The sequence below is a fragment of the Nostoc sp. LEGE 06077 genome (assembly GCF_015207705.1).
GTDB lineage: Bacteria > Cyanobacteriota > Cyanobacteriia > Cyanobacteriales > Nostocaceae > Nostoc_B.
On sequence record NZ_JADEWI010000046.1, the window covers coordinates 18,761 to 32,170 of the forward strand.

Below are 13,410 nucleotides of genomic sequence, written 5' to 3' on the forward strand. Positions count from 1 at the left end.
ATCGGCTACGCCAAATTTTTGTGAAAATTATATCTATATATAGTCATGATCAGCGCAATCCAAGGCTCACTATTTGATGTACAAACAGTCTTAGATTATGGGCAGTCTATTGTTAACGCGGGACAAGAACTAACAAAATCATTAATCGAACACCGCCCCATAACCACAAAACTACTTCAATCACAAATGAATCGCCAATTTCACGGCACTGCGGCTGAGGGCAAGTGGTTGTGGAAGGATGCTTACGAAGCAGTGGAAGTTGCACTAATTCTTTACCTGCGACAAAACCCGTTGTCACAAAACCCCTTAGAACAACTGCAACTGCTTGAGTCACTTTGCCCCACACACACCCGCCGCACTGAGGAACAATTGCAACTCCAGCAATTTTCGACTCCGCTACCGTTGGCGTATTTGGTGGCATTGGCGGGACAAGTGACTAACAACGATTTAGTGCTTGAACCAAGTGCTGGGACTGGGATTCTGGCTCAGTTTGCCAAACTGTACGGTGCAAGTTTAATGCTGAATGAATTGGCTCAAGACAGAACTAAAATTCTGCGGCGGCTGTTCCCTGGCACACCACTATTTTCTGTGAATGCCGAGCAAATTAACGATTATTTGGCTGGCAAGACTCAGCCCTCGATTGTACTGATGAATCCGCCATTCTCATCATCGCCCAAAATCAGCGACCGCAATCCCGACGCAACACCTCGCCACATTAACTCTGCACTACAAAGGTTGTGTGACGGTGGGCGGTTGGTGACAATTACAGCCAATTGGTTCTCTCCGAATAATCCCACTTGGCGAGAAACTTTTGTTAAGTGGCAAGAAAAAGCGCGAGTTTTAATGTCGGTCGGGGTCAGTGGTCAAGCTTACGCCAAGCATGGGACAACAATCGAAACACGAATCACTGTTATTGATAAAGTCCCAGCATCTAACCCCGGCGACATTCCTTGCATTCGAGAAACGCTGGACTTGCCTGAAATACTGGCGTTGATTGAGCAGTTGCCTGCGCGTTCGCAGTGGAATGCTGCTACTGTTAAAGCTGCTGTAGTTGCAGCGAAGGTTGTTAGACTGTCAAAACACACTGTAGTAACTCAGCCAGAACCAGCTTCCGAGATTCCAGACGTGGTAGTTTTGGAGTATGAGATAGTCGAGTGGGTTGCCAATGAGGGTTTAAAGGATACTCTCTATGAAACCTACCGACCACAGCGAATCCGCATAAACGGTGCAAAGCCCCATCCCTCATTGCTGTGTGAGAGTGCAGCACTGGCTTTGGTATCACCACCGGCTCCTACATACAAACCACATCTGCCACAAAACATTGTCACGCAAGGCTTGTTATCAGAGGCACAGCTTGAAAGCGTGATTTATGCAGGGCAAGCGCACTCAGAATTTCTGTCTGGTTCTTATATTGTGGATGATTCATGGGATAACGTAACAGTCGCAGCACAAGGCGAAGAAAATGCCGTGAAATTTCGTCGTGGCTGGTTCTTGGGCGATGGGACGGGTGCGGGTAAGGGTAGGCAATGTGCAGGAATCATCCTCGACAACTGGTGTCAGGGCAGACGAAAAGCAATCTGGGTATCAAAAAGTGCTGCCCTTATTGAAGATGCCCGTAGAGATTGGTGTGCTTTAGGTGGCCATGAAAAGGACATTCTTGACCTCAGTAATATCAAGCTGGGTGATCCAATCCCATTCACCCAAGGCGTTCTGTTCTGCACTTACTCAACTCTGCGCTCACAAAAGAACGGCAAAAGTCGGCTCAAACAAATCGTTGAGTGGGCAGGTAAGGACTTTGAGGGTGCGATCGCTTATGACGAATGCCACGCAATGGGTAACGCAATGGCTCAAGAGGGAACGCTCGGTATGGTTGCAGCATCACAGCAGGGCATTGTCGGGCTGAGACTGCAAAATGCACTTGCCAATGCCAGGGTTGTTTACGTGTCGGCAACTGGGGCAACCAAAGTCTCAAACCTATCTTATGCTAATCGTTTAGGACTTTGGCAGACTGGCGACTTCCCGTTTACCTCTCGTGAGGATTTCGTTGAATCTATCTCTGTCGGCGGCATTGCAGCGATGGAAGTTGTTGCACGGGATCTCAAGGCACTTGGTTTGTATTTGGCGCGATCGCTTTCCTTCGATGGTGTAGAGTATCAAACTCTCGAAATCGATTTAACGCCGACGCAAGAACGCATTTACGACAGCTATTCTGACGCTTTTCAGGTTATTCATAATAATTTAGAGAAGGCATTGGAGGCTTGTAATATCTCTGGCTCCAAAACGTACAATCGCGCTGCTAAGATGTCCGCCAAATCGCAGTTTGAATCGCATAAGCAAAGATTCTTCAATCATTTGCTCACGGGGATGAAATGCCCTCAGTTAATTAAGGCGATTGAAAATGATTTAGCTGCGGAGAATGCTGTTGTTGTGCAAATCGTCTCCACAAACGAAGAACTGCTGAAGCGACGGTTAGACGAAGTTCCTGCCGAGGAATGGAAGGATTTAAACTTGGATCTGACTCCAAGGGAATATCTCATGGATTATTTGATGAGTGCGTTCCCAATCCATTTGCATGAAATCCATTCCGGCGAAGATGGCTCAGAACGCTCTGAACCACTGTTTGACGCGTACGGTTCTCCGATTGTCTCACAAGAAGCTGTGGGTTTAAGAGATGCGTTGGTTAACAGACTGGCCAGCCTTGACCCCATCCCCGGCGCACTAGAACAATTGCTGTGGCACTTCGGACACAAACAAATTGCCGAAGTGACTGGTCGTAGCAAACGAGTGTTAAAAGATGAATCTGGTCGCTTATTTGTAGATTCACGCAGTTCCGGCGCTAATATTGCCGAAACTACTGCTTTTATGGCTGATGAGAAACGTATTCTCATCTTCTCTGATGCTGGCGGTACAGGTCGCAGTTATCACGCAGACTTGAACGCAGTTAATCGTCGTAGGCGATCGCACTATTTATTAGAAGCTGGCTGGAGAGCAGATAACGCCATTCAAGGGCTTGGACGCTCTCACCGCACAAACCAAGCATCTGCACCAATCTTTCGCCCAGTAACTACAAATGTGCGCGGTGAACGCCGTTTCATCTCAACTATCGCCCGACGCTTAGATAGCTTGGGTGCGTTAACTCGTGGGCAGCGTCAAACTGGAGGCAATGGAATATTCGAGGCTAAGGATAACCTAGAGTCACAGTACGCCGAACACGCCCTGTATGAGTTGTTTAAGCAGATTTTCCAAGGTCGGTTTTATGAAGTGTCTTTAGGGACTTTTGAAGCAATGACAGGACTCAGCTTAACCTCTCATGAAGGTGGGATGAAAATCGACCTCCCACCACTGCGGCAATTCCTCAATCGCTTGTTGGCTTTGAGGATTGGGATGCAGAATATCATCTTTGAGAGGTTCGAGTTATTGTTAAGTCAACAAATCGAGACAGCGATCGCGGCTGGTGTCTATGAGGCTGGTGTTGAAACTTTACGGGCTGAACGGTTTTCCATCGAAAGCCAAGAATCAGTTTATACACATCCTCAAACTGGCAGTGTGACCAATTACTTGAAAGTAGAACGCACTCAAAGGAACAACATCAAAACTGCTTTGGAGATGCTAGGATTTGCCACCCAGTACCAGGGACAACTCATGATCAATGAGAAATCTGGTCATGCTGCTGTGTCAATTCCGACACACAGCATTTTCGACAGCGGTGGTGGTGTTATTCCACGGGTTTTGTTGGTGCGATCGCAAAAAGAAACTCGCGTGACGGTCGAACAATTGAATTCGTCTACGTGGCGGCAGGTTTCGGAGAAAGATGCGTTTGTCGCGGCGTGGTCAAAGGAAGTAGACACACTGCCTAAATTCACTACCGATTACCTGCATTTGGTGACAGGCATTCTGTTACCAATCTGGAAAATTCTACCGCAGTCCAGCAGCCGGGTCTTCCGATTGCAAACCAGCGATGGCGAGAAGATTCTGGGTCGAGTAGTCAATGCGAACGACATTCAAACTGTGGCAGAACAGTTGGGCATGAAAAACAAGCTGTTAAGTCCAGCCGAATTGGTATCACTGGTGCTGAATGAAGGTTACTCACAGCAATTGCCAGGTGGCGTAACTTTGCGGCGTTCTTTTATCGCTGGTGAGCCTCGGATTGAGTTGGTTGATGCTTTGTCATTGGCTGAGGGACTTGTTGCAATGGGTTGTTTCACTGAGATTATTCAGTGGCGCAAGCGGGTGTTTGTGCCAACAGGATTGAGCGCTGCGGCTGTCTTAGGTGCTGTAATTGAGATTCTTGGATAGTGGGAGCAAAGCGATGTGGTTTTTACCCGTCGCTTTGTTTTTTCTCAATTCTGGTATACAGTTGCACTTTTTGTAAATTTTGATTTTTTCTGTACTGATAGTTAACATTTCGTAGCATTGACAAACCCACCCCTTCTGGCGGCACAATAATTCGACTAGCTTCTATAGTTCTGTAAACTGCAAGAACTAACTGTATAAACTTAGTTAAGTAGTTGAAGAATATTTGGAAACAGCCATTAGCTGCTTCACTCAGAGCTAGTTGTCCTGATTGATTCGCTTGCAAGAAGCCCTCACCCTATGAACACAACCGTTAGCATCCTCACCCAAATTCCCGAAACCTTACATGAGTGTCTCAAAGATTACTTACAGCAGCATCCTGATTGGGATGAGAACCGCGTATTAACGGCAGCTGTCTCACTGTTTCTGCTACAGAATGCGGATAGTGATGCCTGCGGCAACTCCTTCGGACAACGCCGGGTAGCACAAGTTTATTTAGAAGCTTTGTTTCGTCGTCATTAAAGAAGAACATCTGGAACCCACTGTGATTGAGCGTAGCATAACGTCACAAGTTCCTTTAAAATAGATTCAATAGCTGCTTAATATTGAGCAGCTAATTATTAGTCCAGCAACAAAAATTGATATCTAAAATGGTTTTAAACTAGATTATCTAATGAGTATTTTTAATACACCAGAAGTGTCTTTTGCCCTTGCCAAAATATTGCGAGAAAACAGATAAATTCAGGGCATTATTTCAAAAACAAAATAAATCGCATGGCTAATATTGCATCTAACCCCACAAAACTACAAGCACAACTCACTGAGAAATACTTCCAGTTACACCCTTGCGCCCAAAAGATTATCCAGTTGTTCTCGGTAATTTATGCACCGATAGATAAAAATTCATTCGTGAGTTGTATTAGTAAAACGGGTGCTTTAGATGAAAACAATAAGCCTTGGGGTACTAAAACCATTAGTCCCCAAATTGATAAATTGTTAAAAGTAGGTTTGCTAGTGCAGTCAGGCAGGCAAAGTCCTGAATGTCATCCTTTACTCACAGAAATTGCTACTCGTCATGCAGTAAAAACCGGACAGTTTGAAATTCTTGTCACAGCAGTAGAAGAAAAGTTACCTATACGGACTCATTGGAACAAAAAAGCTCGGATATTCCGCAGCTTACGCGAGTGTATTCGGGAAATCCGTATAGGTTTTTATCGCCAAGACACTAATTTTATTAATCAGCAAATTGAAGATTACGAGAAATATGCTGATAGCGAAGAAAAAATAGTCATCCAAAATATCTTCGAGCAGATATGCAATAACCCATTTGATGCTGATTGGTTTAACACCTTACCACAAGGATTATATGAAAATGGGATATCTAGTATCCTCCTCAACTCAGCCTTAAAATTGTCTGTGTCTGAAGATGCGTTTACGTTGCTGGAAGAAGAATGTTCTACATCTGGGAAACATTGTTCAGATTATCTGCATTTGATTTTGACAGAACAAATGTTGCTTCGGGGTTGTACCCAAGAAGCACAAGAATGTCTGGAGCGGGTATCGGATGAATATCAACATAACGCTGCTATCTTTTGGGGCTGGTTAAGTTTTCTCCGAGGGGAAAATGAACAAGCGATTAAGTATTATACAGATGCCCTGAAAAAACTGAGAAAAGCGACAGGCAAACGCCAAATGTATTTTAATACGATGGGGGGCTTATTTTTTATCCTGGCACTGTTAAAAGATGGTTCAGTGCAGAGCCTCCAGCAAGCACAAGAGTACACCAGTGCGATGTCCCGCCAATCAGATCATTGGCTGAGGTTTATTTATGGCAGACTGAAAATGGTACTGCAAGTCCATCAAGGTGATCTTACTCAAAAACAATTAGTCCTTAGCTCTCACATTTCTTCAGTGGAAGAAGAAAACAGCTTACAAACATTGTTTTGCTCACTATGCCTTTACTGGATGGATGCCGACGCTGCAAAAAAACGTTTACCTAATTTATTAGAGCCATTATATCGGAGAGCGCTTACTTCAGGGCATCATTGGTTGGCAATGGAAACCGCAGAACTCCTATCCCGGCTCAAACCTAGTAGTAACTATCAAAAACAGGCAGAGGCACTGCGAGAAGATAGCGGTATTCAAACTATTATCGACTTAATTCGACCCCAAGAAGCTTGGGAAATGTGCCTCAATGCCCTAGCCAATCTCCAGAAAGAACCACAAACACCAGGAAAACCAGAATCAGAATTACGTTTAGCATGGTTCATTACCTTCTATCCCAGTAGATTTGTCTTGCAACCAAAAGAACAGAAAATAAATGCCAAAGGAGAATGGAGTAAAGGTCGCCCCATCGCCCTCAAGCGTCTGAATAGTGGATTAGCTGAGTTTGATTACATTACCCCCCAAGATATGCGGGTATGTAGTTGTATTGAGGTATATAGCGAGGGCTATTATGGCAAAGTTGATTATACTTTCGGGGAAAAAGCCATCTCTGCTTTAATTGGACACCCGTTGGTTTTTTGGGAAGATAGCCCTAATATCCGTGTAGAAATTGTCAAGGGAGAACCGGAACTGCTAGTTAAAAAAGAAAAACTTGGTCTTCTTACCTTGGAATTTTCTCCCAAAATTATCGAATCACAGAGTATTCTGCATATCAAAGAAACTCCAACCCGCATCAAAGTTATTGAAATTACTGCCGAACACAGACGTATTGCAGAAATCCTGGGGAAAGATAATAAATTAAATGTCCCGGCGATCGCCGAAAAACAAGTTTTGGCTGCCATTAATGCCGTTTCTGGCATTGTCACCGTGCATTCGGACATTGGTGGTGGCGCAGAAGGAGCAGAAGTTGTCCCCGCCCAGACATTCCCTCATATCCACCTTTTGCCTGCCAATGCCGGCTTAAAAGTTACCATGTTGTCGCGCCCATTTGCCCAAGGTGGCCCCTACTATCGTCCTGGTACAGGTGGTGAAACTGTTATTGCCGAGATTGATGGTAAACGTCTACAAACCAGACGAAATTTGTTACAAGAGAAACAACTTGCCGCAAACGCTGTAGCAGCCTGCGCCACTTTGGCTCGCAATGAAGAACAAGATGGTGAATGGACAATAAAAGAGCCAGAGGACTGTTTAGAATTGCTGCTAGAACTGCAAGCATTGGGAAGTAATGTCGTCATAGAATGGCCGCAAGGAGAAAAACTGCGTGTTAGCCACAATGCCGACTTAAAAGACTTTAATTTATCGATTCAACGTCAGCAAGATTGGTTTGCAGCCACTGGGGAATTGAAATTGAATAACGACCTAGTGCTGGATATGCAGCAACTACTAGAACTATTAGAGAAAACCCCAAGTCGTTTTATTCCGCTTGGGGATGGTCAATTTCTGGCTTTAACTCAAGCTTTTCGCAAACGTCTGGACGAATTGCGGATGTTTTCGGAAAAACATGGTAAAGGGATGCGTTTTCACCCCTTGGCTACATTAGGATTAGAAGATTTTGTTGATGAAGTCGGTAAGGTAAAAGCAGATAAACACTGGAAAGAACATATCAAACGCCTCAAGGAAGTACAAAACCTCCAAGCAGAACTCCCATCTACTTTCCAAGCCCAACTGCGTGACTATCAAATGGAAGGTTTTTGTTGGTTGGCGCGTCTAGCACATTGGGGTGTAGGAGCTTGCTTGGCAGACCAAATGGGATTGGGAAAGACCGTGCAGGCATTGGCTGTCATCCTCAGAAATGCCCATCAGGGGCCAACCCTAATTATTGCTCCAACTTCTGTGTGCATGAATTGGGTGAGTGAAGCGCAAAAGTTTGCCCCAACTCTAAATATCATTCAATTCTCTGGTGCTAACCGCCAAAAGTTGTTAGATGAATTACAACCTTTGGATATGTTGATATGCAGCTATGGTTTATTGCAACAAGAAGAAGTTGCTCAAATGCTTGCTCAAGTGCAATGGCAAACGATTGTCCTGGATGAAGCCCAGGCGATCAAAAATATGAACACTAAACGTTCTCAGGCTGCCATGAATTTGAAATCTAATTTTAAATTGCTGACTACTGGGACTCCGATTGAAAATCATCTAGGTGAATTGTGGAATTTGTTCCGTTTTATTAATCCTGGGTTATTAGGTTCTTTTGAAAGTTTCAATCAACGCTTTGCTACCCCCATTGAAAAATATCAAGATAAACTTGCGCGTAATAAATTGAAAAAACTGATTCAACCATTCTTATTACGCCGCACCAAAAATCAGGTATTAGAAGAATTGCCTTCCCGAACTGAAATTCTGCTTCATGTGGAGTTGAGTACAGAAGAAAAGGCATTCTATGAAGCTTTGCGCCGTCAAGCTATATCTAAACTTAACGAAAGCAATGCCGATGCAGGACAGAAACATTTGCAAGTTTTAGCAGAAATTATGAAACTGCGTCGCGCTTGCTGTAATCCCAGCCTCGTTATGCCTGATACTGCCTTATCTAGTTCCAAATTGCAACTTTTTGGTGAGGTGCTGGACGAACTTCTAGAAAATCGCCATAAAGCTTTAGTATTTAGTCAATTTGTTGATCATTTGCACATCATCCGCGATTTTCTGGAGCAACAAGGTATTAAGTATCAATACTTAGATGGCAGTACCTCAATGGCAGAACGAAAAAAAAGCGTAGATGCCTTTCAAGCTGGGGATGGTGATGTGTTTCTGATTAGTCTCAAAGCTGGGGGTACTGGACTCAATCTTACTGCCGCTGATTATGTCATTCATACAGACCCCTGGTGGAATCCAGCAGTAGAAGACCAAGCTTCAGACCGCGCCCACCGCATTGGGCAACAACGCCCAGTCACAATTTATCGCTTGGTGGCTAAGGATACTATTGAAGACAAGATTGTGGAACTGCATCACCGTAAGCGGGATTTAGCGGATAGTCTTTTGGAGGGCTCCGATATGAGTGGCAAGATATCAACAGAGGCGTTGTTAGAGTTGATTAATAGTTAGTCTACCAAGCAAAGGCTTTTGTAACCCTTTAACAAAAGTTTTGAGTTTGCAGGGCTTGGTCATTTACTCCTGAATTTTGTATCCTTCTTTAATATCAACTGCACTCCCCACACCAAAGAAACTATGCCAAAAAATTGGGCTTTGAAAGTAGACCAGTTTTTCAATGCAAACCCCCACTGCATTATCGCTACCGTTCACGTTGACAGTTTCCCTTCTGACCTGCCACTAGAGCCAAATATTCGGGAACCCAACCGCAAAAGCTCAACGTATAGACAAATCTTTGACTCCTTAACCACTGAGCCTGACAAATTCTTCTCCAGGCATAGCGGCATCGTGCTGTGTGCCAACAAGGTCAAGCCCAACAGTAAAAAGACACAGCTTGAACTAGAAATACTGGAAGCATCTGAAGGTGGTAGCGATGGCATTATCAATGGGGGGCATACGGTTTTAGCCTTTCAACAGGCAAGAGAATACAAGTACGACCTTACCGAAGCCAGAGTCAAAGTCACAATCCACATTGGGCTAAGTGAGGATGAAGCCAAAGACATCGCCCTGGCTTCTAATACTTCTGCCCCGGTGGATGCTCGTTCTAAAGTTAACGCTAGGGGTGATTATAAATTCCTGAAGCAGTTTTTAACTCAACTGGAGCGAGAGGAAAAAACCAAATTCCGCATTGCTTACTACCAAAACCAAAGCGGTGCGCCCAAAAGCCCCCAGTGCAATGTCAACCATCTCATTAAGTTGATGAACTGTCTGGACAGGAATAAATACAACCCAGACAGCAAAAGCAGAACCAAGCACCCACCTGTCAGCAATACGCCATCCTTAAGTGAGGCGGAAAGACAAAGACTGTCGAAACTGTTACCGCTACTGCCCAAAGGGTTGTGGATTGAGCAAAGGTTATTTCAAATAATCGAAGAACATATCACCAAGCCCAGAAGAAAGGGTGTTGTTGATTTAGCCTCAATCGACCCGCGCAAGAATACGCTGCTGCCGGATAGCCGATATTCGTTTGGGTTTGCTGCACCTGCTGATATTGCCATGCCTATTGTTGCTGCTTATCGGGTATTTTTGGATGAACAGTATAACTGGATCATTCCTTTCGATGAGTTTGCCGAGGATTTTTTACAACATCTGTGGAACAACTATTACAAAAAATACTTGGTGTCGGAAAAATTAGCAGGTAATACTGTTGGGAGTAAAATCTGCCGGAATCCTGTGATTTGGGATAACGTTTATGTTTCAGCGCAAAGCTACCTAAATCAGCAGTTGATTAAGATGGTGGGGTCAAACACCAAGCATGAAGAATTGAAGCTGGTGAATTAAGGCAATAAAAATTTGGTGGTGCATTAGGATTTCCTGCTCACAATGCACCAACAGATTCAGTAGAAAGGCGTGAGTGCAAACCTTATTCCCAGTATGACTGCCAATCATTTGTAAAAACTTGCTGTAATTTTTTCTGATAAGAATAAGTTTTAATTTTTACCATCCAGAGGCTATTAATATTTTTTCCTCCTTTACAGATCACTCCTTCGTTTACATCATATTTACCTTCACGAACATCATGAATAAATTTGCCAGTTAGCTTACCGCGATAAACAACACGCGCAATATTAAATTTACTGAAATCTTGAAGAAATTGTTCGGGATGAATAATATATTTATCGGTTTGTACATCAAAAATAAGCAGTTGTTTTGGGTCATCCTGCTTGTGCATTCCTGCAAATGAGTTCATCCCAAAAAACTCAGTAAACACAGTAATTTCTGGATATTGATAGTTCTTATTTTCTCTAAATACTCCTTCTAAAGCACTGGCAAACTCTCTATTAAAAATATCAGAAGCTTCTTCTAATCCTGGATGTGCAGCATTGAATTGTGCAATCCCCTGCTCATCCAAATCAAAGCGATCTCGACGCGTACCAAAAGCATACCAGCCAAGTTCAAAATTCCAAACCCAATGTAAGTTGGTTCCATCATATTTTTCAAAAGCTATGCACCGTTCCAAAGGGCAGTTTTTGCTATCTGGGATTTTCGGATAAACTAACTGTACTCTTACCATCTTGTGTTTTATTAGTGAATCGGTGTTCTATGGTTCACCAATTAGTGTAAATGCTGCCCAATTTAAAGGAAGATAACGTTGTTTAATTAAGACTAACATTGCTTGACGTAGAGCTTGTGCTTTATCAGGATCTTGCTGAAAATGTTGATAAAATTCGGTCATAATTAACTCAGTTGATTCATCAGGAATATTCCATAGTGAAACGATCACGCTGGGTGTTCCCGCAGCAATCAGAGAACGCGATAATCCAACTACACCATCTCCTGTCAGTGAACCTCTTGCTGTTTCACAAGCACTTAAAACGACTAACTTGGCTTTCAACTTTAAAGAAAGAATTTCCTCGGCTATGAGTAAACCATTATCTCCAGTAGAGGGAGCTAAAGCAATCCAACTTCCTAATCCTCCTTGATCTTCAGCCCATCCATGAGTTGCCAAATGAATAATTTGTGCTGTTTTCATCCGCTGTAAAACATTGATTTTAGTGGCATCTTTCCCCAGAATTGCTTTAGTATTAAATAGTCTAGCAATGTTATTGGCTTCTACCTCAGCAAATGGCAAAGGCTCTAACTGACGAGGAATTTCATCAGGACTAATGGCTACTTTTGGCATTCTAGGATTACCTACTACTAATACATCGTTCAGAACAGTTTGTTTAAGTTTTTCATTTTGTTGGTGAGTCAGTGATAAAACTTGAATAGAAGGAGAAGTTAGAATAGTATGTTGTTCAATCAAATATTTGCCATTTTCGTCTTGTAATGCAGCAAAGGGAACAAAAAACAAAGTGTCATCAGGAATAAAAACTATATGTTCATTGGGGTTTTTCGGTAATTCGGCAGCAATTGGCTGAATCAAAACTTTATGTAATTGCTTTAAATATTTACTCCATTCATGAGTGCTAGAAACAGGTATTTTATTGACTAGTTGGTCTAAAGTTAGGTGATTTTCATTTTGATTTTTTGTTAAGTCAACAGAGTGAAAAGTAACTTTGCCTGTGGGTTTAACCACCCAAATATATAATTCTGATTCCTGCCATTCCCTTTTTCCGGGAATTTTAACTATTAAGGGACGATGAATAATTGAATATTCCACTAGTGTGGCATTCTGCTCTTTGGCTATTTGTTGGATTTGCTTAATTTTAGGCGGTTGTGGCGGCTCGAATTGATGATTCGTTTGGGACAGACGAGATGCTACTAATTCTACTAATACTCTGGCTTTTGACCATTCCGCAGTTTCTAAAGCAGCCTCTGGCTTTTTCTGAGCAATGAATACGCGCTGTAAAGTGATAAATGGTGCTTCATATCTGTCACGGACAAAAACTTTTGATATATCTGATAACTCTGAATTAGCAAAAATGTTTTTTAGCCCATTCTCAATAACTTTAATTCCATTTAAAAGTTTTAATTGCGATTCTTTGACTTTACCAGTATTGAGCAGTAAGTTACCTAACCGTCCTAATGTTCCACCATAGTAACGAGCGGAGTTCTCTGCTAAAAACGGTAAAAGTTTCTCGTAAGCTTTTACAGCTTGATTTGTATTGCCTATGAGTTCATAAGATTCAGCTAATCGAAATAAAGCTTCCCTTTCTAATGAAAGGTTTTCAACTTTTCTCGCCAAGTATAAACTTTTTTGATAATAGTCAATAGCTATTAAATTTTTTCCAGAAATAGAGTAAGCATCTGCTAGATTTTGTAAGGTTATCGCCTCATAACTTTGGTCTTTAATTTCTCGATAGATATTGAGAGCCTCTTGAAAAGAATGAATTGACTCCTCAAATTTACCTTGTTCTAGTTGCTGATTACCTTGATCTACTAAGCGTGATGCTTTTGCTTGTTGATCATTTGGTATTTGCGCTAATGCTTGAGTGATAGGAAATGCTATTTCAATATATTTAATCGATATTGAAACAGCAGCAGTAACACTAATTATCGTTATTAAAATAAATTTGTACATTTATACAAGTAAATACAGATATTCATAAAACTCAATACATAGCTGAAAAATCTTAGAATCAGCAGACGAAGTGCTAATATGTCAGCGTTTATTATGAGGTACTTTCGATTCCATCACCATGATAG

At 42.5% G+C, this 13,410-nt stretch carries 7 protein-coding genes; 4 read left to right on the forward strand and 3 right to left on the reverse strand.

Annotated elements, in window-relative coordinates; translation table 11 throughout:
• Positions 1-45 precede the first annotated feature (45 nt).
• The gene (locus IQ244_RS23565; protein WP_193898487.1) at positions 46-4,296 is read left to right on the forward strand and encodes a strawberry notch family protein; all 4,251 of its coding nucleotides are present in this window, start codon (positions 46-48) and stop codon (positions 4,294-4,296) included.
• 22 nt (positions 4,297-4,318) lie between these two features.
• Here the strand turns inward: IQ244_RS23565 and IQ244_RS23570 are convergent, their stop codons facing one another.
• Complete coding sequence (locus IQ244_RS23570; RefSeq protein WP_193898489.1) at positions 4,319-4,579, reverse strand: hypothetical protein; 261 nt, start codon at positions 4,577-4,579, stop codon at positions 4,319-4,321.
• Between the two features lie 14 nt (positions 4,580-4,593).
• Here IQ244_RS23570 and IQ244_RS23575 point away from each other — a divergent pair, with 14 nt between their 5' ends.
• The 3 genes from IQ244_RS23575 to IQ244_RS23585 all read left to right on the forward strand — a co-directional run bounded on the left by IQ244_RS23575 (position 4,594) and on the right by IQ244_RS23585 (position 10,602).
• On the forward strand, positions 4,594-4,815 hold the full coding sequence (locus IQ244_RS23575) for a DUF2811 domain-containing protein (protein ID WP_193898491.1): 222 nt from the start codon (positions 4,594-4,596) through the stop codon (positions 4,813-4,815).
• A gap of 252 nt (positions 4,816-5,067) precedes the next feature.
• Positions 5,068-9,276, forward strand: a complete 4,209-nt coding sequence (locus IQ244_RS23580; RefSeq protein ID WP_193898493.1) for a DEAD/DEAH box helicase — start codon at positions 5,068-5,070, stop codon at positions 9,274-9,276.
• Positions 9,277-9,399: 123 nt separating this feature from the next.
• Complete coding sequence (locus IQ244_RS23585) at positions 9,400-10,602, forward strand: AIPR family protein (RefSeq protein ID WP_193898495.1); 1,203 nt, start codon at positions 9,400-9,402, stop codon at positions 10,600-10,602.
• 82 nt (positions 10,603-10,684) lie between these two features.
• On the opposite strand, the gene IQ244_RS23590 is transcribed toward IQ244_RS23585, so the two are convergent.
• Both IQ244_RS23590 and IQ244_RS23595 read right to left on the reverse strand, forming a co-directional pair.
• The gene (locus IQ244_RS23590) at positions 10,685-11,335 is read right to left on the reverse strand and encodes an RNA ligase family protein (RefSeq protein WP_193898497.1); all 651 of its coding nucleotides are present in this window, start codon (positions 11,333-11,335) and stop codon (positions 10,685-10,687) included.
• 27 nt (positions 11,336-11,362) lie between these two features.
• On the reverse strand, positions 11,363-13,285 hold the full coding sequence (locus IQ244_RS23595) for a CHAT domain-containing protein (RefSeq protein ID WP_193898499.1): 1,923 nt from the start codon (positions 13,283-13,285) through the stop codon (positions 11,363-11,365).
• Positions 13,286-13,410 lie beyond the last annotated feature (125 nt).

Coding starts and splice junctions, on each gene's coding strand:
- IQ244_RS23565 (WP_193898487.1), top strand. CDS start 46: ATGATCAGCGCAATCCAAGGCTCACTATTTGATGTACAAACAGTCTTA.
- IQ244_RS23575 (WP_193898491.1), top strand. CDS start 4,594: ATGAACACAACCGTTAGCATCCTCACCCAAATTCCCGAAACCTTACAT.
- IQ244_RS23580 (WP_193898493.1), top strand. CDS start 5,068: ATGGCTAATATTGCATCTAACCCCACAAAACTACAAGCACAACTCACT.
- IQ244_RS23585 (WP_193898495.1), top strand. CDS start 9,400: ATGCCAAAAAATTGGGCTTTGAAAGTAGACCAGTTTTTCAATGCAAAC.
- IQ244_RS23590 (WP_193898497.1), bottom strand. CDS start 11,335: ATGGTAAGAGTACAGTTAGTTTATCCGAAAATCCCAGATAGCAAAAAC.
- IQ244_RS23595 (WP_193898499.1), bottom strand. CDS start 13,285: ATGTACAAATTTATTTTAATAACGATAATTAGTGTTACTGCTGCTGTT.